At 46.7% G+C, this 21,202-nt stretch carries 18 protein-coding genes and 1 pseudogene; 7 read left to right on the forward strand and 12 right to left on the reverse strand.

Annotated elements, in window-relative coordinates; genetic code table 11:
- Nucleotides 1-7: 7 nt before the first annotated feature.
- The 3 genes and pseudogenes from LKE40_00415 to LKE40_00425 all read right to left on the reverse strand — a co-directional run bounded on the left by LKE40_00415 (nt 8) and on the right by LKE40_00425 (nt 2,092).
- A pseudogene (locus LKE40_00415) lies at nt 8-898 on the reverse strand (AraC family transcriptional regulator).
- Between the two features lie 62 nt (nt 899-960).
- The gene (locus LKE40_00420; GenBank protein MCH3915960.1) at nt 961-1,944 is read right to left on the reverse strand and encodes a beta-lactamase family protein; all 984 of its coding nucleotides are present in this window, start codon (nt 1,942-1,944) and stop codon (nt 961-963) included.
- Entirely contained in the window at nt 1,868-2,092 is a 225-nt protein-coding gene (locus LKE40_00425) for a hypothetical protein (GenBank protein ID MCH3915961.1), read from the reverse strand. The genes LKE40_00420 and LKE40_00425 overlap by 77 nt, the downstream gene beginning before the upstream one ends.
- 89 nt (nt 2,093-2,181) lie before the next feature.
- Here LKE40_00425 and LKE40_00430 point away from each other — a divergent pair, with 89 nt between their 5' ends.
- The gene (locus LKE40_00430) at nt 2,182-3,018 is read left to right on the forward strand and encodes a TIGR02452 family protein (protein MCH3915962.1); all 837 of its coding nucleotides are present in this window, start codon (nt 2,182-2,184) and stop codon (nt 3,016-3,018) included.
- Between the two features lie 83 nt (nt 3,019-3,101).
- On the opposite strand, the gene LKE40_00435 is transcribed toward LKE40_00430, so the two are convergent.
- Nucleotides 3,102-4,760 carry a diphosphate--fructose-6-phosphate 1-phosphotransferase gene (locus tag LKE40_00435; protein ID MCH3915963.1) on the reverse strand — a complete coding sequence of 553 codons (1,659 nt, stop codon included), beginning with the start codon at nt 4,758-4,760 and terminating at the stop codon, nt 3,102-3,104.
- A gap of 125 nt (nt 4,761-4,885) precedes the next feature.
- Between LKE40_00435 and LKE40_00440 the strand changes: the two genes are divergently transcribed.
- From LKE40_00440 to LKE40_00450, 3 genes are all read left to right on the forward strand, one after another.
- Nucleotides 4,886-5,422, forward strand: coding sequence for a DUF188 domain-containing protein (locus LKE40_00440; protein ID MCH3915964.1), 537 nt, complete (start codon nt 4,886-4,888; stop codon nt 5,420-5,422).
- A gap of 268 nt (nt 5,423-5,690) precedes the next feature.
- Nucleotides 5,691-7,367, forward strand: a complete 1,677-nt coding sequence (locus tag LKE40_00445; protein ID MCH3915965.1) for a carbon starvation protein A — start codon at nt 5,691-5,693, stop codon at nt 7,365-7,367.
- A gap of 157 nt (nt 7,368-7,524) precedes the next feature.
- Nucleotides 7,525-8,253: a GNAT family N-acetyltransferase gene (locus LKE40_00450; GenBank protein ID MCH3915966.1), complete on the forward strand. Its 729-nt coding sequence runs from the start codon at nt 7,525-7,527 to the stop codon at nt 8,251-8,253.
- 13 nt (nt 8,254-8,266) lie between these two features.
- On the opposite strand, the gene LKE40_00455 is transcribed toward LKE40_00450, so the two are convergent.
- Nucleotides 8,267-9,127, reverse strand: a complete 861-nt coding sequence (locus tag LKE40_00455; GenBank protein ID MCH3915967.1) for a DMT family transporter — start codon at nt 9,125-9,127, stop codon at nt 8,267-8,269.
- Nucleotides 9,128-9,496: 369 nt separating this feature from the next.
- Between LKE40_00455 and LKE40_00460 the strand changes: the two genes are divergently transcribed.
- From LKE40_00460 to LKE40_00470, 3 genes are all read left to right on the forward strand, one after another.
- Nucleotides 9,497-10,798, forward strand: a complete 1,302-nt coding sequence (locus LKE40_00460; GenBank protein MCH3915968.1) for an ABC transporter substrate-binding protein — start codon at nt 9,497-9,499, stop codon at nt 10,796-10,798.
- A gap of 106 nt (nt 10,799-10,904) precedes the next feature.
- Nucleotides 10,905-11,744 (forward strand): sugar ABC transporter permease, encoded by an 840-nt coding sequence (locus tag LKE40_00465; protein ID MCH3915969.1) that lies wholly within the window; start codon nt 10,905-10,907, stop codon nt 11,742-11,744.
- Nucleotides 11,744-12,604: a carbohydrate ABC transporter permease gene (locus LKE40_00470; protein MCH3915970.1), complete on the forward strand. Its 861-nt coding sequence runs from the start codon at nt 11,744-11,746 to the stop codon at nt 12,602-12,604. The genes LKE40_00465 and LKE40_00470 overlap by 1 nt, the downstream gene beginning before the upstream one ends.
- Before the next feature lie 87 nt (nt 12,605-12,691).
- On the opposite strand, the gene LKE40_00475 is transcribed toward LKE40_00470, so the two are convergent.
- The 7 genes from LKE40_00475 to asnS form a co-directional block, all read right to left on the reverse strand.
- Nucleotides 12,692-13,669, reverse strand: coding sequence for a LacI family transcriptional regulator (locus LKE40_00475; GenBank protein MCH3915971.1), 978 nt, complete (start codon nt 13,667-13,669; stop codon nt 12,692-12,694).
- A 172-nt stretch (nt 13,670-13,841) separates the two neighbouring features.
- Nucleotides 13,842-14,948 (reverse strand): hypothetical protein, encoded by a 1,107-nt coding sequence (locus LKE40_00480; GenBank protein ID MCH3915972.1) that lies wholly within the window; start codon nt 14,946-14,948, stop codon nt 13,842-13,844.
- A gap of 8 nt (nt 14,949-14,956) precedes the next feature.
- Nucleotides 14,957-16,060, reverse strand: a complete 1,104-nt coding sequence (locus tag LKE40_00485) for a hypothetical protein (protein MCH3915973.1) — start codon at nt 16,058-16,060, stop codon at nt 14,957-14,959.
- A gap of 521 nt (nt 16,061-16,581) precedes the next feature.
- Nucleotides 16,582-17,541 carry a D-isomer specific 2-hydroxyacid dehydrogenase family protein gene (locus LKE40_00490; protein ID MCH3915974.1) on the reverse strand — a complete coding sequence of 320 codons (960 nt, stop codon included), beginning with the start codon at nt 17,539-17,541 and terminating at the stop codon, nt 16,582-16,584.
- Nucleotides 17,542-17,653: 112 nt separating this feature from the next.
- Complete coding sequence (locus LKE40_00495; GenBank protein MCH3915975.1) at nt 17,654-18,568, reverse strand: SufD family Fe-S cluster assembly protein; 915 nt, start codon at nt 18,566-18,568, stop codon at nt 17,654-17,656.
- Nucleotides 18,565-19,305 (reverse strand): ATP-binding cassette domain-containing protein, encoded by a 741-nt coding sequence (locus LKE40_00500; GenBank protein ID MCH3915976.1) that lies wholly within the window; start codon nt 19,303-19,305, stop codon nt 18,565-18,567. The genes LKE40_00495 and LKE40_00500 overlap by 4 nt, the downstream gene beginning before the upstream one ends.
- 163 nt (nt 19,306-19,468) lie before the next feature.
- Complete coding sequence (gene asnS, locus LKE40_00505) at nt 19,469-20,857, reverse strand: asparagine--tRNA ligase (GenBank protein MCH3915977.1); 1,389 nt, start codon at nt 20,855-20,857, stop codon at nt 19,469-19,471.
- Nucleotides 20,858-21,202: the final 345 nt, after the last annotated feature.

Genomic DNA, 21,202 nt, shown 5'->3' on the forward strand with positions numbered 1-21,202 from the left:
AGGGAGACTATCTGCACATTATCTCTTTCTTTTCGACGGCAACCCATATTTCACAAGTATACTGAGGATTGTTTACATCTGCTGATGGATATGCTTCAAAATCAGTGCCATCGCATGGCCGGTATGCACTTGCAGGGAAGAATTCGCTGTAGATTTGCTGATAGAGCCTGTCAAAAGCTTCTGGCATTGCTCCGACACAAGTAAATACCGCATAGGTATGTGATGGAATCCTTTCTATTGTAAGACCATTTTTCTCTGTCGTTTCTCCACTATAATGGACACCGATGGCATAGGGGTAGTTTGTATCTGAAGTATCCTTGCCAAGACTCGCGCCGACAATACTGTCACCGAATAGGTTGCCTTTTGGAATGTACCTACACAGTGATGAAATCGTTCCATCTGTTCGGCATAGTTTCCAGAAATCCGAGATTTCGGCAGGAGTCAGTTCTTTTCCGCAGGGTTTATGCAGTTTCTTACAGATGATGGAGAATTCGTTTTTCGTTTCGATCCTATAGTTCGTCAAAGTACCACCGGCCAAAGTCAATTTCACGGATAGACGGGAAAACGATTTGAGATTTGCACCGTTTCGGGCCTGTGTCGGCGATACTCCATGGAAACGGGTGAAAGCCCGGCTGAAACTCTCCTGTGTTTCGTAGCCATACTTCAAGGCGATATCCAATATCCGTGCATCAGAAGATGCCAGTTCGCTTCCAGCAAGGGAGAGACGTCACATACGGATATAATCTCCGAGCGTAAAACCGCAGAGGATACTGAATATTCGCTGGAAGTGAAAGCTCGATGAATATGCTTGTCTTGCAATTTCACAGAAATCAAGTTTTTCCGTGATATGAGTCTCTATATAGTCAATGGCTTGCTGTATGCTACTGATCCAATCCATGGCCTATACCTCTTTGTCCATGATAGGACAGAATCGACAATGAAACCAGTCAGATAACATTGCTATCCGAACAATGGGACGATATGTCCTGTAATCAGCGCGAGTACCTGTTCAATCTGTGCCTTTGAACTGATTGTAAAGCGGGAAGCGATTGCGACTGCCATGTCTTTTCGCGGATTGACAAAGATTATGTTTCCTCCGTCACCTATGGCAGCATAGCAGTGATTTCCATTGCAGTCGATAATCCACCAGAGATAACCGTAAGGGAATTTCTCCCATTGGCTTTTTTCACTTGTACTTTCTTCAATCCAGTTTGAAGAAAGAATTTGTCTGTCTCCATATAGACCTCCGTTTGCATAGAGCTGGCCGAACTTTGCCATATCACGGGGTGTCAGACAAAGCCCCCAACCGGCAGTATGCACACCTTTCGGATCGACTACCCAACCACTGGCATGCCTACGATTCAGAAAAGCGATGTGTTCCTCTTTGCTATGGATTACCGTATTGTGGGGTGCCTTGATATCTAATGGTGCAAACAGGTATGCAGTGGCAAAATCGATTACAGGTTTGCCTGTTGCATTTGTAAGGATTCCTGATAGGATCTGGGTACCGATGGTGGAATACCTGAATTTGCCGGTGATACCAGATTTTCCTCCGAGCAGGTCAAGTGCTGCTTTTGTCCAGTCTGTGCTTGCATATACCTTTGTATATGGTTCTGATCTGTATTTATATGGTGCGGTCATTGTCAGCATATGCCGGATGGTCACATCCTGTATTGTTCTCTCTCCTCGTTTAGGCTTGTACCCAGGGAAGAAATCTATGACCTTCTGATCTACGCTTTCTATGTAGCCTTTGTCGATGGCAATACCGACCAAAGCTGATACTATGCTCTTTGTCACTGACATCACGTGGACGGTGTCAGTGGTATTGAACCCGTCAAAATAACTTTCATAGATTCTTTTTCCGTTTTTATGTACGACGATACCGACGATATCGGCATACTCTGTCCTGATCAGCTGTTCCAATTCCATGATCTGTCTTCCCATTTCCTTCTCCACCGAAATAACGTTCCGTATGTCCTGCAACACTATCTATTATATGAAGGAAGGAAAGCTTGCCGCTTGACATTTTGTGCGGAGCACTGTCAGGTAATGAAACGATGATGACAGATTGCCAAGATGTCTTGTGGTACATTTGATTTCTTCAAGTCTGCATGTCTTCCTGTGCTGTGGACCTTGTTTGGGAAGAAGCATATCATGTGAAGAAAGAGGGGAAGATGTGCCATGGCATGGAATTCAGAGATATGGCTTGCTGATTATGAGAATGCCGTACGGGAAAAAGATTGGCAAAGCAAGGCAAAATTGCTCAAGGCTGTCTTTGCATCGACGCTTGTTGCTATAAGAGAAGGGAATATGCTTCCCGCTTCTCCTAGCCTGATGATAAAAGGGCCGTTGAAATTGCCTTTTTCTGAGGAACACAAAACAAAAATCCATGTTGTCAGGGAAGATTGTCTGGCTGCGGCAAGGAAACTGAGAAATCGGTATACCCATGTTGCCGTACTCAACATGGCAAGTCCCGTCCATGCCGGAGGTGGTGTCAAAGAGGGGAGCGGAGCTCAGGAAGAATATCTATGCAGATGCAGCAACTACTATCCCAGCCTTATAGAATTGCAAGACCAGTATCCGCTTGATGCACGGTACGGTGGCATATTTACCGGAAATGTTACCGTGTTCCGTGATACGCAGGCACATGGCTACAGGATGCTTGATACACCGTTTTCCATCGATATCATTGCTGTGGCTGCAATGGACCATCCGCTTCTTTTACCGGATGGCAGATATGCTCCTGATGCCCAGGTCCTTACCGAACGGAAGATCAGGACTATTTTTGATATCGCCCTATCCCATGGCGAGCAGGCACTTGTCCTTGAGGCCTTCGGATGCGGTGTATTCGCCAATCCTCCATATGCCATGGCCAGGGCTTTTGGAAATGTCCTGAAGGAAAAACCATATCATACTGCCTTTGAGGAGATTGTCTTTGCAATCTTGGAAGATGCCAACAGTCCTGCCGGTGGCAATTTCCTGCCGTTTGAGGAAATCCTAGGCCGGACATTTTCCTGATGCAGACAGGAAGTCAGAAAAAAGCTAAAAGGTAAAAAATCAGGCAGGAAAGGCTCCTGCCTGATGTATGGGATTCTGAAAACTTATTTGTTGTGTTCCAAGGCCAATGTTCTGGTGGTGAGGTCACATACCTCTGCCGGGCCATAGTACTGGATGGCACCTGGATAGGTGAAAGAGGTCTCGATTGCCCATGTGTCACGAAGTCCGGCAAAGTAGGTGAACGGTTTGCCGTCCAGTTCTACCAAGGCTTTCTTGATGACAGGCTTCATTTCTCCATGGCGTTGTTCCATGTTCATCATCATCGTGATAGGAATCCCCCCTGCCTGCCACTGTTCTGCAGGAGCTGCAAGGTTCCTGATGCTTGATAGGTAACCTGTAAAGCCGCTTGCAATCAGCATGAAGGCATTGTAGCCCAGACTGTAGCAATAGTCTGCATCGAAATTCGAGGGGAACGCACAGCGGCCTTCATAGCCGAAGAAGTGGTGCTGGCTGCTGAACTTGCCTACATATTTGCCTTCTTTTTTCATTTCAGCGAGCTTGTTGCCGACCATCTCGATCAACAGCTTGTCGGTTTCAATGCGTGAAACCTGTACATTTCCGTGCGGGTCGCGGTCCATCAGCAACTGCTGGCGGATACCGGTCGGCAGGATTGAAAAGACTTTTGCACTCGGCTTGGTCAGATGTGCCGTGATGAAGGCAAACTGGGCGTCAGTACCTTCGCAGGCAGCATAGGCTTTTGCATCCTTTGCAAGCAGGTCATTTATTTCCTCAATCAAGGTCTTGACTTCAGGGATGAATTCAACGAGGCCTTCGGGAATCAGGATGACACCGAAATTCATGCCTTTTTCTGCCCTTTTGGCAATAATGGAAGCAATGTTGTCTACTACACCGGCAAGACTGGTGCCGTGCTTTTCGATTTCTTCGGAGATAAGGCAGATGTTCGGTTGGGTTTCCAAAGCACATTCGAGTGCGATATGGGAGGCACTGCGCCCCATCAGCTTGATGAAATGCCAGTATTTCTTTGCAGAGTTTGCGTCACGTTCAATATTGCCGATCAACTCCGAATATGTCTTTGTTGCCGTATCGAATCCAAAAGAGACTTCTATGCTGTCATTTTTGAGGTCACCGTCAATTGTCTTGGGGCACCCGATGACTTGTATGCCTGCCTTCTTGTTGAGAAAGTACTCGGCAAGGACTGCAGCATTGGTATTTGAATCATCGCCACCGATGATGACTACAGCGCTGACGCCCCATTTGTGGCAGGAAGCTTCGGCTTTTTCGAACTGTTCTTCTGTTTCAAGCTTTGTGCGGCCTGATCCGATGATGTCAAACCCTCCTGTGTTGCGGTATGCTGCCAGATAATCTGCTGTGATTTCAATTGCATCGTTTTCAATGATACCGCTGGGACCGCCTTTGAAACCGATGAGTTTGTTGTTCGGGTTTGCTTTTTTCAAGGCGTCATATAGGCCGCTGATGACATTGTGTCCACCCGGTGCCTGTCCGCCGGAAAGAATGACTCCGACATTGGTCGGTTTCCCGATGGTCGGGTGTTTGCCTTTTGAGAATGAGACGGTTTCCATACCACAGGTATTGGGAAACAGTTTCTTGATCTGTGCTGCATCATTTGCCGGGGTTGTCCTGTCGCCGAGTACAGGAACGATGGTATCAATGGGTTCGCGCAGGATGGCCGGTAGTTTCGGCTGATACGCGTACCGTGCTTTTTGAAGAGGTGAAAGATTCATGAGTGACTCCATTTATAATTTTTTCTTAATCGGATTGAAAAATACGTTCCGATACGATAAAGATAATGTAAAGCAAGGCTGCTATGCAAGTAGAATGCGGCCGACGAAAGACTTGGAGATTGAATGTGAAAATACTTGTCGATGCAGATTCCGTACCCTGCCAGATCAGGGCCATCATACTCAAGGCTGCGAGAAAAAGACGGCTGACCATACTGTTTGTTGCGGATAGACATCTGAAAGATGTGGACTTGGCGTATCAAGAAGATACTGCGGAGCTCAGGAAAGAGGCAAGGGAAAAGAATGGTGAGATGAACAGCCGTTCCCTACGGGCAATCCGCAGCAAGATCCGTTGGGAAACCGTAGTGACAGGAGAGAACAGCGCTGACGACAGGTTGGTTGAATCGGCAGAAGCAGGGGATCTTGCCATTACACATGATATTCCCCTGGCTGCCCGATTGGCTGACAAGGGGTGTACTGTGCTCGATGACAGGGGCGGTACCTATGATAAGGATACGATTGCCCGAAGACTTTCTGAAAGGAACCTGATGACTGAGCTGCGTAGCTATGGCATCCAGTCGGAAAAGACAAAAAGCTATGGGGAACGGGAAGTCAGGCTGTTTTCACAAGCGTTTGTTACCCAATTGGATAGGATGCAGCAGTAAGGAAGCTAATCTTTGTCACCGGACCTTTGCCGCTGTTGGCATGAAGGTCTGTTCTTCTGTGTACAATTTTGATAAATTGAACCAATACGTAAAAAATGATAAATATTTTACATGATACCTCAATTTATAATAATTTAATATATAATAAATAATTAATATACAATATTGAATATTTTCTGTATATTATTTGCATATATATACTAGTCATGCATAAAGAAAAATAGTAAGGTGCTATCAAAAATAGTCACATATCTAGGAGATAAGAATTATGAATGGAGTCATTATTCTTGTGATTGGTTGTGTCGCCTTGTTGAGCGGCTACCTTTACTATGGGCGTCGTCTTGCCAAGAAATGGGGTGTGGATCCTTCACGCAAGACACCTGCTTACGAATTCGAAGATGGTGTGGACTATGTTCCGACCGATTCAAACATTCTGTTCGGGCATCAGTTTGCATCTATTGCCGGAGCTGCTCCGATTATCGGACCTATTGCGGCTTCTGGTTTCGGATGGTTGCCCGTATTGCTATGGTGCTTGATTGGCGGTGTGTTTTTCGGAGGTGTCCAGGATTTCGGTGCAATGGTAGCCTCTGTAAAGAATGAAGGGCATTCCTTGGGATTCATCATTGAGAAATATCTGGGAAAAACGGGAAAGAACCTTTTCCTGCTTTTCTGCTGGCTGTTCTGTATCCTTGTCATTGCTGCCTTTGCAAACATCGTTGCCGTTTCTTTCGGCTCAGTAGCTGGAAATGAAGCTCTGACCAGCAGCAACGGAAGCACTGCAATGACATCCTGCCTGTTCATCGGTTTTGCCGTTGCATTCGGTTTCTTTGCCAGAAAAGTACATCCGGGCACGGTCATGCAGACAATCATTGCAATCGTGCTGCTAGTCGTTGCCATTACAATCGGCTTGCTTGTACCTATTACCAGCCTGACGGTCGGTCAGTGGACTTATATTATATTTGCCTATATTCTGGTTGCTTCTGTAGTACCTGTATGGGCTTTGCTCCAGCCGAGGGATTATCTGAACAGTTTCCTCTTGATTTTCATGATTGCAGCAGCAGTGCTGGGTATCTTTGTAGCCCATCCTTCGATGAAGCTTCCCGCTGTTACAACATATGTTGTCGGCGGACAGAGCATGTTCCCGTTCCTGTTCGTTACCATTGCCTGCGGTGCTGTTTCAGGTTTCCATGCCTTGGTAAGTTCCAATACTTCCAGCAAGCAGATCAAGAGTGAAAAGGACATGCTCAAGGTCAGCTATGGTGCCATGCTTGTCGAGTCGTTGCTTGCTGTCATCGCTTTGGTCTGTGTCGGTTCATTGGGCGGTATGCCCAAGGGGATTTCTGCTCAGCAGACATTTGCCATGGCAATTGCAAACTTCCTTGATGTGTTCCATGTCAAGCACAGTCTCAGCCTGACATTGATCAATCTTGCAATCAGTGCCTTTGCATTGACTTCACTTGATTCTGTTGCCCGTATTGCCCGTCTATCCTTCCAGGAATTGTTTACGGAAGACGGACAGGATCCTGCGACCATCAAGCCCGTACAGAAACTTTGCCAGAACTCGGTTTTTGCAACCGTACTTACCTTGATTCTTGGTTATGTACTTTCAAAGGGTGGCTACCTTAAGATCTGGGCTTTGTTCGGAAGTTCAAACCAGATGTTGTCAGCCTTGGCACTCAGTGCTGTCGCTGTATATCTGAAAAAAGCAGGAAAAGACAGCAAGAATGTCTGGATTCCGATGATTGTCATGATGGCTGTTACCTTTACTGCCCTGATGATGCTGAACATCAGCAACATCAAGTCTATCGGCACTCCTGCCTTTGAATTTGAGAAACAGGGTATGCAGTTGATTTTTGGTATCTTTATCCTGATACTTGGCATACTCATTTCCGTCAATTCAATACGGACATTGTTCTTCTCTAAGGATGATAAAGCCAAGGCTTGAGTCTAGTAACTGAAAGGTGTCGATTGCAACTCAGGAGTTGTGATTGATATGGTCAGGTGTAAATGCAGCGGCGCCCTAAAAAAAGGTGCCGCTGTTTGTTTTGCTGTATGGTATTAATGTCTTGCTTTGTCTTTGCCGTATGGAGGAGGATTGTACTATGGATGCCATGGAAAGGATTTCCATGCTGTTTGCAGGGTGGAATGATACCTTGGTGAAATCTTGCCTGCAGGGGTGCATGGGGGAAGCCGTTGCTGCAACTGATTTTTCTGCTGCCAGGATTACCGTAGGTGATTTCTGTTTCTTTGCAGGACAGCCTTCCGTTGATTTGGTAAGGGAGGCTCCTGCTCCGATATTGGTTCCCCATGATGATGCATGGGCAGCTGCAATTGAATCGGTATGGCAGGACCAGGTGAAAAAGGACCTGCGCTATGCCATACGCCAGGAACCGGCAGATATCTTTGACTGTGAAAAACTTGCGGGTTACGCAGCAGATCTGCCGGCAGGTTATTACCTGAAGTTGTTTGACCGCGCCTGCTATCATCAGTCGATGGCTCAGGTCTGGTCACAGGACTTCTGTGCCTTGTTTGCAGGTCCTGAGGATTATCTTGCCAGGGGAATCGGGGTGGGTGCATACAAGGATGACCTGCTTGTTGCAGGAGCTTCGTCATATGCCGTGTACGAAGGCGGTATTGAAATAGAGATAGATACCGAACCTGAATTTCAGGGAAAAGGCCTTGCCTCGGCATGTGGGGCACAGCTTATTCTTGCCTGTCTTGCGAGGAACCTGACGCCTACATGGGATGCCTGTGACCTGCGTTCAGTCCATCTTGCAGAGAAGCTTGGATATCATATGAAAGGGCCTTATATGGTTTATTTTCTCCGATGATGTCCGATGCAACCTATGTAGCAATGGCTTTTCTTTGCATCTTGAACATGGCCAATCCTGCTGCAATCATCACACCATAGCCGATAAAGCTGAGAGAACTGGGAAATTCACCGAAAACGCATATCGAAAAAATGGTTGCAAAGAGCATTTCGGAATAGTCATAGACGGATATCTGTGCACCAGGTGCGTAGGTATAGGCTCCTGTCAATGCAAATTGTCCGCAGGTCCCTGAGAGACCAACGAATAGCAGTATGAGTAGTTGAGCCGTTGAAGGCATCTTGAAAACAGGAAGTGACGCGAGCAGGCAAGTGATCGTGGAAAAAGTTGAAAAACAGAAGATGACGAGATTTGCATCGACATGGAGAAGCCGTACCTTCCTGAGCCCCGTCTGGGCCAGTCCCATGTTGACTGCTCCTATCAGTGCGATGATATAACCGAGCCGGCTGCTATTGCATGCCGGTCTGGCAACAAGGGCTACGCCAGCAAAGGCAAGGACAAGGCATGCAAGCTGTCCTTTCGTAGGCTTTTCGCCTATGAATAGATATGAGAAAAGCAATACAAAAAACGGTGATACCCTGCCGATGGTAGAAGCATCACTTAGGATCAGGTGGGAAAAAGCATAATAATTGCAGAGAATGGCAATGGTACCCGAACCTACCCGTAGCAACATGTACAGGGACTGTTCCCTGTCCATCCTGAATGAAATCCTTTGGCGGATGATGGGAACAGCCGTGATAAGCATTCCCAGGAAATTACGGAAGAAGGCCTTTTCTGCGGAAGGCAGATCACCTGCAAGTTTGACGAACATGCTCATCAGACTGAAGAAGAAGGCACTGACAAGCATGAGGGTGATGCCTTTTTGATTTTTTGTCACGTCATGGGCTCCTGAAAAAATATACAGGTATTATCTTCTTTTCGGTAAAACCTATCCAGTAGTTTTTTGAAAAACATGGCAGAAAGGAGTGCTGTTTACTGGTTGTTTTTGTTTTTTTCTTTGCCATTGGTCTTCCATGTGCTTGAAACGGTAAAATGACAATCGATGAATATATTTATTCAAAATTATCTAGAATATAATTGATATAACCTTAGAATAACTATAGAGTCCATAAAACAATAAGTATATAAGTACTATATTTATAGAAATTAAATAAATTTGTATGTGTAAAAAACGATATATCAAACGATTGACATATTTTTGGATTGTGCTATACTGATTACATCAAAAAATCATTAGGAGGAAAAAATGAAAAAAAACATAGCATTTCTGCTTGTCGCTGCACTGGCGATTACAAGTGCCTTCGCCAACGGCAAATCAGAAGAAACTGCTTCTTCAGCGAAAGAACCGGCTGCTTCCATTACGTTTCTGAACAGTAAAGGAGAGGTGCAGGTTGCCTTGGAGGACCTTGCCAAAGCTTATGAAAAGCAGACAGGCAACCACGTTGAGATCATTGCCTGCGGAACAGGTGAAGTACCATACACCAAGGTCACCACCATGTATAATTCCGGCAATGCGCCGACTATTTCCATGCTTGACCAGACTGATGTCTACTCCTTGTACAAGGACTATGCTGTTGATCTCTCGAATGAGAAATGGGTAGCACAGACCAATGGTTCGGCTTTGACGATTGATGGCAAAGTCTATGGTTTTCCTTTCTGCATAGAAGGCAGGGGCATCATCTACAATGGTGCGGCAATTGACAAGACCTTGAAACATCATGTGGACCTTGGCACGATCAACTCATATAGTTCTTTCAAATCCCTGCTTGAACAGCTGCGTGCCGCAGGTATGAAGAACCCTGTGTTCCTTGCAAAGGAAGACTGGTCCTTGGGCGCCCATCAGCTGGGATTCATCTATGACACCTATGACGGCACGACGGCTGGTTCTGCAAAGATCATCAACCAGCTTGAGAACGGATTGGATCCGCTTACCTATGATCGTTTCAACGAGTTCATCAAGACTTTTGATCTGCTGAGCCAATACAACTACTATCAGGCTGATCCTCTTGGGGCTGATTATGATGAAGGTGCCATGTTGCTTGCAGATGGAACGGTTGCTTTCTGGCCGAATGGCAGCTGGGCTTGGCCAAATCTCGCGGAAGGCGGTGCAACTACGGACCAGGATTTCGGATTCATTCCGTTCTTCCTTGGCGATGATACTTCTGATTTTGCCAACACCGGGATCGAAGCTGCCGCTACGAAAGTCCTGATGCTGGACAAGGTCCAGGCCAGTGCCGGACAACAGCAGGCTGCAAAGGATTTCCTCAATTGGCTCGTGTTTGATCCGACTGCACAGAAGCTGCTTGTAACGGATGCAAACATCATTCCTGCGGCAAAGAACAATCCTAACAAGCCGCTTGATCCTCTTGGGCAGAATATCGTTACGCGTATGGCAGAAGGAAAGACTTATCCTTCATGTTTCATTGCTCCTTCAGACCATTGGAGTGTCATCGGAGCTGCCATGCAGAAATACCTGGCAGGAAAGTCATCCAAGGATGATCTTGCCAAGTCCCTTTCTGCCTACTGGGTTGCACAGAAAACCAAGTAGTACGGTGTTACGGTACGGGAGAAGCACGTGCTTCTCCCGGATTATTTTGTCAACAAAAGGATAAGACATGATTAAATCTAGACATGATGATATCAAGGCCGGATTTATGTTTGCCCTTCCCGGCCTGGTTTTCTTTGTGTGTGTTGTAGTAGTACCGTTCTTCTATGGTTTCTATCTTACGCTGACCGACTGGAACGGCATGAACCCTGTCAAGACGTTCGTAGGGTTTTCAAACTACGTCGTAACGCTTCATGATGCTGCTTTCTGGTCTTCGATGTGGTTGACTATAAAGTATGTCTTTTTTTCCGTATTGCTGATCAACGTACTTGCTTTCCTTCTGGCGTATCTGCTGACCAACGGTATGAAGGGACAGAATGTTTTCAGGGGCGGTTTCTTTACGCCGAATCTTATCGGTGGTGTCGTGCTTGGTTTCATATGGGAATTCATATTCTCCAGGGTTCTGGTTTCCTTCGGCAAGGGTACCGGAATTGCATTGTTTACCTCATCTTGGCTTTCAGATCCTACCAAGGCTTTCTGGGCGTTGGTAATCGTGACTGTATGGCAGCTGACCGGCTATATGATGCTTATCTACATAGCGGGATTTACAAGCATGAGCCATGATGTCCTTGAGGCAGCTTCCATCGACGGAGCTACCGGATGGAAACGCATGAGGGACATCATCATGCCGTTGATGGTTCCTTCGATTGTCATCTGTACGTTCTTTTCATTGAGCCGGGCATTCATGGTCTATGATATCAACCTGACATTGACGAAAGGCGGCCCGTATGATACGACCCGGTTGGTTGCCATGTATGTCTATGACATGGCGTTCAAATCGAGAAAGTATGGTGTGGGGCAGGCCGAAGCTCTGTTCCTGTTCCTGCTTGTTGCTGTGGTGAGTATCATCCAGGTACAGCTAGGCAGGTCAAGGGAGGTGGAAGCATAATGGCAAAAACCAACCAAGTACGCGGTACAAGAGAGAAAGTCATTGCAACCATTGAATGGATACTTGTGCTTCTCCTTTTCCTGCTTGTGCTTTTTCCGTTTGTCATGGTGGCAATCAATTCATTGAAGGTGAAGAGGGATATCATCATGAATCCCTTCAGCATCATCACAGCCAGGGGACTTACCTTCAACAACTATGTCGAAGCATTCGTGAAGATGCATTTCATCCGCAGTTTCTTCAATTCCCTGATGGTGACCGGACTTGCAACCTGCCTGTCCATACTGACTTCCAGTATGCTTGCTTACTATCTTGTCCGTTATGTGAACAAGTTCACGGCTATAGTGTCTGCTATTCTCATAGCCTCCATGATCATTCCTTTCCAGGCACTGATGATTCCGCTTGTTTCAATCTATGGAGCTGGGCTGGGCGTCCTCAACCATAGGCTTACCCTGGTGTTCATGCATACGGGATTTGCCTTGGCCATGAGTACGTTCATTTACCAAGGATTCATCAAATCTGGGATTCCTCTTGCACTTGAAGAGGCTGCCTTGATCGATGGCTGTTCGAAGTATGGTATCTTTTTCAGGGTCGTGTTCCCGTTGCTGGGGCCTACGACTGCGACACTGGTCATCCTGAACGTACTTGCTTTCTGGAATGATTATCTGTTGCCTTCCTTGGTCCTGAGCCTGAAGGAATTGCTGACACTGCCGCTGACGACTTATACCTTCTATGGTACGTACAGTGCGAACTATGGGGTAATTATGGCAGCTCTTGTCCTTACGGTCCTGCCGATTCTCATACTTTATTTTGCACTGCAGTCCAAGATCATTGAGGGTGTCGTATCCGGGGCTGTGAAATAGAGCGATTTCCTGTAAGGATTTGTTTTTAAAAAGGGTTTCCGTCCGCAAGGATCAGGAGCCCTTTTTGTTGATTATACAAAACGGTGGTTATGTTGAGCCTCGTTGGATGAGTTTGACCGGCAGTTTGATGTATTTCGGTGCTACGTTGCCTTCCGTGACACAGCGCAGGCAATAGAAGGTATTGGTTGCCATTTCTTTCAATGGCTGTTGGATCGTCGTGATCGTCGGGGTAATCCAGTCACAGATGGCAGTATCATCAAAACCGATTACCTTGAGGTCCTCTGGTATGTTCCGTCCCATGAGCCTTGCCGTATCAATTGTCTGGAGTGCCGGGAGATCCCCTGAAGTGAATATGCCGTCGGTAGTAGGATAGGCTACCAAAGCTTCACGGATTGTCTGCTGATAAGCCCCTGAGTAAAATTGGCTGACGCCCAGTCTTATATTATGGCAGGATATGCCTTCTTGTGTGGCAACATCCATGAAACCTTTTGTCCTGTCGTCAGCCGGCATCGGAACGTTTCCGTCTCCGTTGAGGATCATCAGTTCCCTGCATTCCCGTTCGATGAGATGATGTGCTGCCATGGCACCGCCGGCATAGTTGTCGCAGACGATGCTGACGGTGCTGCCGTCCAAGGTCCTTTCTATTGAAATGACGGGAATATCGTTGGATGTAATGCGAGAAAGCGATACGCCGCCGCTGCAGAGAATAATTGCTGCAACACGGTTTTTCCTGCACTGTTGGATCTGCTCCTCTTCAATGTCGGCAAACTCATTGGAAATCATGACAAGCGTCTGGTAACCTTCCTGATGTGCCTGTTCCTGGAGTAGGGAAACAAGCTTGGAGAAGTAAGGATGCTGTAGGATAGGGACGATGATACCGACCAGGTTGCTTCGTTTCCTCAGCAGGCCCCGAGCCATTTCATTGGGTTGGTAGTCCAGTTCCTTGATGGCTTCATTGACTTTTTTCCGTGACTTGTCGCTTATGTAGCCACGGTTGTTCATGATCCTTGAAACCGTGCCGATTGCAAGCCCGCTTTTTTCTGCTATATCCTTGATTGTTGCCATGGATTAAGTATAGGCCAATCATTTTGATATGTCAAACGTTTAATATTTTTTATTTTTTCATACATCAGCAATTGTGTTTGTTTGACAGTATGATATGGTCCTGTATGTTTATGTGAAACTATACAACTTCTAGGCAACTGCTCCAGGCTGAAGACCAGCAATGGAAAGAGAATCATTCGGCAACGGAAAAACCTATTGAGACGTATCGTGTCCGTTGGTAGAAGAAGTTGAGCAAGGGGAATCTTCCGTCGTGGTAGAATACTTCAAGACGGGCAGAAAGGCCTGTAGGACCGGAAGGAAAGACAAGGGCTCCACCGACCGTATAGTCTGTCTCCCATGGATTGTCTGCGTCATATGAAGGAGAACTTGTGAACATATCCTCAATTTGTCCATCTTGGTAGAACTTCATGTCTGCGGCAAGTGTCAAAGACCCGACAGTCGGGATCGGGATAGCATATTCGATGCCTCCCTGCATGATCCAATCCTTATAGGACTGGTCATAGTCATTATAACCGTAGAGTACGCCGGAGGAAGGTTTCCTTACCCATGATGGAACAACGATATGTGGACTTATCCAAGAACTTTCCTTGGGTAGGCTGGCTGTTGCATATAGCCTCAGTGGTTTTAGTGGTGTCAGGCTCATGCCGATGGCAACATCATTGTCCCTGCAGTAGTCGACCAGGCTGCCGTCAGCCAGAAGTGTGTCATCATGGTCATATGCATTTTCAATTGTTTCATCACCGTAGTGTCCTGAATAATGCTGCAGTCCTGCCCTGAAGGTTACCATATCGAACAGTCTGGCATTTGCTCCGATAAAGAAGATTCCGTCATACCCCAGGTTGTCGGCTCCGCCGAAGCCTTGGAATACTGAGTTGAGGCCGCCTTGCAGGGTCAGTTCACTTTGTATCTTGTTGTCAAAGAGCGAAACCCTGAAGAATCCGATGTTGACTCCGGTCTTGAGCTGCAGATAGAGGTTTTTGTCCGTGTATGAACCTTCGCCATAGAGATTTTCCTTAGTGAAGGAACCGTCACTTTTTTCCTTATACAGGTACCGTGGTGTTCCTTCTTTTACCTGAAGGACTTTCAGGCTTGAGGAAGCAGCAAAGGGATCTGCTATAGCCGTAGGAAAGAGGGCATTTGAGGCGACCCAATCGAATCTGAAGTTCCCGTCGAACAGGGAGTATGCAGAGGCATTGGCTGCAGACATACCCAGCATGCAGAGCAGGCAGCACAGGGCAAGACGATGTTCCTTGATGTTGTACAGTGATTTCTTTTTCATAGGTTCCTCTATCCATTTATGGCAATGCCGAATACGATGTATCGGCTTCGTTGGAAGAAATAGTTGAGAAGGGGAAAGCGACCGTCATGGTAGTATGCTTCAAGGCGGACTTTCCTGCCTAGCTGTGTCTGGTTGAATTCAAAGCCACCGCCGATGGTATATTCCTGTTCCCATGGATTGCCCGGGCTGTAGCTGCCGCCTGTCGTTGCCTGGGTCTGCCCATCCTGATGGAACTTGACGTCACAGGCCAGAAAGACGGATCCCAGGGACGAAACCGGGAAACGCTGCTCTGCTCCAAGTTCAATGATCCAAGCCCTGTATGAGCTGTCATAGGGAATTGCACTCAAGCCTTCTCCTTCTGTGATATTTGTGAACTGTGACTCAAAATTGCCTGGCTTGAGCACATAGGATGGGACGAAAAGGCCGGGGCGTATCCATGAGTGCTGCATCGGAAGATCTGCCATTGCATAGAACCTGGTCCACATGGTCGGTTCAAATGACACGGCTGCCTGCAAAGTATTTCCTCTGGTATATTCCAATAACTTGTCATAGGTAGCATCGGGATTATATGTTTCCAGATCCTCAAGGATCTCATCGCCCCAATGTCCCGAAAAATGATGGAACCCAGCACGGAAGGCCAGTTTTCTGTACAACTTTACGGTAATGCCTGCTCCATACATGCCGTCAAATCCCATGCAGTCTACTGAGCCAAAGCCTTCGAAGACCGTGTTGATGCCGCCGCGTAGGTAACCTTCCATCTGGAATGGGCCGGAAGTAAAACGGAGAAATCCGATGTTGACGGCGCTTTTCATCTGCCAATATGCAGTATGGTCCGGATCATCATCTTCAAAGGCAATCCTTTCATATGAACCATCGTTGGAAACAAATACATCCCGTGGTGCACTTGTATCGTCTGTGACGACAAGACGTCTGAAACTTGATGAATCGGAAAAAGGGTCCGCCAACGGTTCTCGGAAGAGTGGATTTACAGGAACCGGTTCGAATATGACATTTCCACCGAAAAGCTTATATGAAGCCGAGGCAGATACCGACTGCATGGCTATGCAGAAAAATGTGATAGCAATAAGTAGTCGCATCTGAAATTGTTTCATCTTATTGTTGTGCATCCTTCTAATAGAATATCTTTATATTATACTTTGTCAATATAAAACTATAGTACCTATATCGGTACTATAGTTTGGACACAAACAATAGATTTCGATAAAAGGATTTTGTTTTCATTGTTGCAGAATTTGAATTAGCTGAAATATGACTGTGACTCATCTGCCTTGCCAAAGCTTAGATCTTTTGCTTTTGAGTCGGATTCCTATAATCGGGTAAAAGATGGGGTAGAAACCTATGGCAATCAGATAGATCCCGTCTGTTGAAGGCCATATATGTTTTTGTGACAAGTATAACTTGCATTAGCCTGATACTGTCTGAAGTGAAGTGTCCGATGAGGTGTCATGTGAATTCAGACTTGTTTTAGAAAAGTGGTCATTTTGCCACTTTTCTAAAACAGAGTGATTGCGTCAATATTAACCGATACATGAAACATGTCATAACGAGCAAAGGCAATGACACATAGCATATCAGTGATGCCAACTATCCCTGGACACTGTCTGACTGTTGTTCAAGCTTTCCCGACATGTTCAATGCAGGTCTTTATTGAGTTCTCTACCATATCGCTGATTGCCTGGTCCGTATGGAATGCCGTATGGGGCGTGATGATGACATTCGGATAAGAATGCAAGGTCGCAAATTCCCGGTCAGGAATTGGTTTGAAGCGCAGGTCATTATAATACAGTGCTTTTTCACCCTGTACGACGTCGAGGGCTGCAGCTCCGATCTTTCCGCTTTCCACTGCATCCATGAGAGCCTGTTGGTCAATGAGCGAGCCCCGTGCCGTATTGATCAGGACCGCACCGTCTTTCATGCCTGCGAATTCATTTTTGCCCAACAGGTGATTTCCATCAGGCGAAGCAGGTACATGCAGGGTGATGACGTCACAGCTGGACAACAATGTCTGAAGCGGCACGTAAGTAATTGTTTTCTGAAGTTCAGGATTAGGGTAGGGGTCAGTTGCCATGATCTTGCAGCCGAAACCTTGCAGGATGCTGATGACCGTGCGGCCTATTTTTCCTGTTCCCACGACACCGACCGTCTGGTTATGCAGTTGCCTGCCTGTGGTTGCCACAAGAGAGTAGTCCTGTATTTTTTCTTTTGCAAAGATTGTCTTGACCTTTCTGAGGGACATCAGCATGAGCATTACTGCATATTCTGCTACGGCATAGGGAGAATAGGCTACGTTTCCATAAGGGATTCCAAGACTGTCAGCCGCAATCCCATCAATGTGTTCGAAACCCACGGTACGCGTTGAAAGGTACTGGATACCCAGTTCCTTGAAGCGTCTGAGCAGGGTGGCATCCACGGGTGTCGTGATGATGCTTATGGCTTCATGTCCTGCAGCCATGTCTGCTGTTTCAAGATTCGGTGCTCTGTCTGTCGTATCGACGACAACATCATATTTTTTTGAAAACCTATGGAAAAGCCCGATTTCATCAGGCCTGACTGAGTATGCAAATATCTTCATTCGTTGTTACCTTCGGCTACTTTTCTTGTGGAACAGACTAGCGACTACCAAGAGAAAAATCAAGTTCAGGGAGAAAAAGTACATCCGACTGGAAGAAGCCGGATGCCGTTGTTTACTTGAGGAAGCCCTGGATAATCCAATTTTCGGCTTCACTTTCAGTCAAGCCCAGTGTCTGTAGTTTCTGGATCTGTTCTCCGCTGATCCTTCCGATTGCAGCTTCGTGTACCAGGCTGGCATCGGGACAATGAGAAATAACTATAGGCGATGAAGAAACCGTTGCATCACCCGTAAGTATGGAATCACATTCACTATGTCCCTTGCTCAACGTATAGCCGTCAATCCTACTTACAATGGTCTGGTTGGAATGGTCCTTTGCCACAGACCGGGAGACAAGGTCCACTGAGGAGCCTTTTCCTTTCAGGTCAACGGAAAAGGTCGTATCAGCTTTCTGTGTCCCTGTAGTGAGCAACCTTTCCTTCAGTTCAAGGGAAGCTCCGTCTGCAAGGGTCGCACGGGTAATCCTTTCCGTCTTGTCGACACCCTCGATCTGTATTGCCTCAAAGTAGAAATGTGAATCTTCATCCTGTCTGATGTCAGTGACCGTATCTATGAGATGTCCGGCACCTGCTCCGGTGCCAAGATGGTTTTCTTTGTAGGTAACATCTGCATGCTTGCCGATGACGAAAAGATGCATTCCTTTATGGTAGGATTGTCCATGCTCGCTGTGGACTGCACAGCCGGCATCGATGGTAACCTTTGCACCGTCTTCGACGATAAGGTCCGTATATGCCATGTCGTTGACACCGCTATGGGTAATACATGCAGGAATGAAGACTTTTTCTCCGTTGCATGAGGATTTGACGGTGACCGTGATACCTCCGCCTTCTTTCTTTCTTTCTTCGATAGTAACGTTCTCGCTGCTGCTCCTGGCTGCACAGAGACCGTCTTCACGGACATTTACTGCCTGGCTGTCTGCATAATCAGAACCAAACAGCTTGGTAAGGAAATTCTTGGTTACTGCATTCATGAAAATACCCCCTGTACCATGCAGACGTCGCAGAGCTGTGGATCCTCGGGTTTTTGCCGGTGTTCCATGAGCTGAGGAAGAAGCTTTTCACGTGACCCTGCTTGCTGTACTTCGCCTTTTGCCATGACGATGATCCTGTCTGCCTGTTCAAGGATACGTTCCTGGTGGCTTATGACGATAACGATCTTGTTGTCTTGTCTCAGTTGTCCGAATACTTCCAGCAGACCGGAAAAACTCCAGATGTCAATACCGGCTTCCGGTTCATCCATGATCAATACGTCTGCCTGTTTCCTGGCTAGGACACTGGCAATTTCTATTCTTTTTATTTCTCCGCCTGACAAGGAACCATCAACACCTCTGTCGAGATATTCCTTGGCACAGAGTCCGACTTTTGCCAACAGTTTTCCCAACTCCTGGTCAGTACAGTCAGAACCGGCTGCAAGGGTAAGCAGGTCACGGACCTTTAGTCCCTTGAAGCGGACCGGCACCTGGAAACCATAGGCAATGCCGGCCTTTGCCCTTTCTGTTATACCTAATTTCGTAATATCCTTTCCATCCAGGATGATGTTTCCTGATGTCTGCGGTGCGGTTCCTGCAAGTACCTTTGCAAGGGAAGTCTTTCCTCCTCCGTTAGGTCCTGTTATGGCATAGATCATACCAGGACTGAAAGAGAGGTTGATGTCCTTCAGTATCTTGATGTCACCTACGGTGTAGGTAAGGTGTTTGGTTTCAAGCATATTATTTTCCTCGATGTTTCTTAGCAAAAACTACTCAATTGTCTGCCGTTCGCCTAGTGTAAGGACGGTATAATCGGCAAAAACTGGGTATCGGACACAGACAAAAAGGCCCTTTCCTTGTTTGACCAAAGGAAAGGTGCCTTCCCTATAGGTGGGTATACTCCTAGAACTCGGCGTTTCCTGCTGTCCGTGGATAAGGAATTACGTCCCTGATGTTGGAAACTCCGGTAACGTACTGGACAACCCGTTCGAAGCCCAAGCCGAATCCGGCATGAGGTACAGAACCATATTTGCGCAGGTCCATGTACCACCAGTAATTCTTTTCATCAAGGTCAAGTTCTGCCATCCTTGTCCTGAGCGTCTCAAGGTTTGCTTCCCTTTCTGATCCTCCGATGATCTCGCCCAGCCTTGGCACAAGCACATCCATGCCACGTACGGTCTTTCCGTCTTCGTTGAGCTTCATGTAGAAAGCCTTGATTTCCTTCGGATAGTCCGTGACGATGACCGGAGACTTGCAGACTGTTTCGGTAAGATAGCGTTCATGTTCCGTCTGCAGGTCAGATCCCCAGTGGACGGGATATTCAAACTTGTCATTTACCTTTTCCAGTTCAGTTATGGCATCGGTATAGGTCATATGGGCAAAAGGCGTGTCAATGACGTGCTGAAGAGTTTCCCTGACGCCCTTTTCCACGAACTTTGAGAAGAATTCCATATCTTCGCTGCAGTCGTTGAGCACTTTGCTGAAAAGGAATTTCAGGAAGGCTTCCGCAACTTTCATGTTGCCATCCAATTCCATGAATGCCATTTCAGGTTCTATCATCCAGAATTCTGCCAGATGACGCTTCGTATTGGAATTTTCAGCCCTGAAAGTCGGCCCGAAGGTATAGATGTTCTTGAAAGCCATGGCGTAGGTTTCCCCTTCGAGCTGTCCGCTGACGGTAAGGTTTGCCTGCTTGCCGAAGAAATCCTTGCTGTAGTCGACTTTTCCTTCTGCGGTCTTCGGCACATTCGCAAGGTCAAGCGTCGTAACCTGGAACATTTCGCCGGCTCCTTCTGCGTCACTAGTGCTGATCAAAGGAGTATTGACATAGATGAATCCATTGTCCTGGAAAAATTCATGGATACCGTAGGCAAGTGTGTTCCTTACCCGCATCACTGCACCGAACAGGTTTGTCCTAGGGCGAAGATGTGCTATTTCCCGCAGGTATTCCTCCGAGTGCCGTTTCTTCTGCAGCGGGTAATCGGCAGGTGAAGGACCTACGACCGTGAGGTTCCTGCAGGACATTTCAACAGCTTGGTTTCCACCCTCGCTCTTGACTATCGGTCCTTCGCAAACCAACGCTGCCCCTGTGTTTATCTGTGGCAGCAAGTCTGCCAGGTTTGCCAGTTTTTCCTTGTCGATGACAATCTGCAGACCTTTGAGGCAGGAGCCGTCATTAAGTTCAAGAAAACATACATTCTTGCTTTCTCTCTTTGTCCGTACCCACCCCTCGGCCGTAAGGAGCTCTGGCCCTGGTTCTTTCTTCAGCAACTGGGAAATTCTGTCTTTCATTGCTACGTAAGCTACATGGCCGCGTCTGAACGGTCCATGGAACTTTCCTCCTATCAAATTCAATTGTTGTCGTATACCTGTACGATTCCACTGCGAAATTGAAAAAAAAGCAACCTACCGTCTGCAGGTGTTTTTATTTTTCCAGTATATGTTGGAAATCATGTAATTATCAATGTTTTTTCCCTTGGCCGTCAAGTCATCGGGGAAAAAAAACGATGGACAGATAATTTTTTAATTCGGATTGCCTTTGCCGGGATAGAGGACAGTCAGATATTTATACTTGACATTATTTGCCATAAATGTCAAAATAGACAAAAATATATAAAAGTGTCAGAATAAAAACAA

Source organism: Spirochaetia bacterium, assembly GCA_022482625.1.
Lineage (GTDB): Bacteria > Spirochaetota > Spirochaetia > Sphaerochaetales > Sphaerochaetaceae > Pleomorphochaeta.

Coding starts and splice junctions, on each gene's coding strand:
- LKE40_00420 (MCH3915960.1), bottom strand. CDS start 1,944: ATGGGAAGACAGATCATGGAATTGGAACAGCTGATCAGGACAGAGTAT.
- LKE40_00425 (MCH3915961.1), bottom strand. CDS start 2,092: ATGTACCACAAGACATCTTGGCAATCTGTCATCATCGTTTCATTACCT.
- LKE40_00430 (MCH3915962.1), top strand. CDS start 2,182: ATGGCATGGAATTCAGAGATATGGCTTGCTGATTATGAGAATGCCGTA.
- LKE40_00435 (MCH3915963.1), bottom strand. CDS start 4,760: ATGAATCTTTCACCTCTTCAAAAAGCACGGTACGCGTATCAGCCGAAA.
- LKE40_00445 (MCH3915965.1), top strand. CDS start 5,691: ATGAATGGAGTCATTATTCTTGTGATTGGTTGTGTCGCCTTGTTGAGC.
- LKE40_00450 (MCH3915966.1), top strand. CDS start 7,525: ATGGATGCCATGGAAAGGATTTCCATGCTGTTTGCAGGGTGGAATGAT.
- LKE40_00460 (MCH3915968.1), top strand. CDS start 9,497: ATGAAAAAAAACATAGCATTTCTGCTTGTCGCTGCACTGGCGATTACA.
- LKE40_00465 (MCH3915969.1), top strand. CDS start 10,905: ATGTTTGCCCTTCCCGGCCTGGTTTTCTTTGTGTGTGTTGTAGTAGTA.
- LKE40_00470 (MCH3915970.1), top strand. CDS start 11,744: ATGGCAAAAACCAACCAAGTACGCGGTACAAGAGAGAAAGTCATTGCA.
- LKE40_00475 (MCH3915971.1), bottom strand. CDS start 13,669: ATGGCAACAATCAAGGATATAGCAGAAAAAAGCGGGCTTGCAATCGGC.
- LKE40_00480 (MCH3915972.1), bottom strand. CDS start 14,948: ATGAAAAAGAAATCACTGTACAACATCAAGGAACATCGTCTTGCCCTG.
- LKE40_00485 (MCH3915973.1), bottom strand. CDS start 16,060: ATGAAACAATTTCAGATGCGACTACTTATTGCTATCACATTTTTCTGC.
- LKE40_00490 (MCH3915974.1), bottom strand. CDS start 17,541: ATGAAGATATTTGCATACTCAGTCAGGCCTGATGAAATCGGGCTTTTC.
- LKE40_00495 (MCH3915975.1), bottom strand. CDS start 18,568: ATGAATGCAGTAACCAAGAATTTCCTTACCAAGCTGTTTGGTTCTGAT.
- LKE40_00500 (MCH3915976.1), bottom strand. CDS start 19,305: ATGCTTGAAACCAAACACCTTACCTACACCGTAGGTGACATCAAGATA.
- asnS (MCH3915977.1), bottom strand. CDS start 20,857: ATGAAAGACAGAATTTCCCAGTTGCTGAAGAAAGAACCAGGGCCAGAG.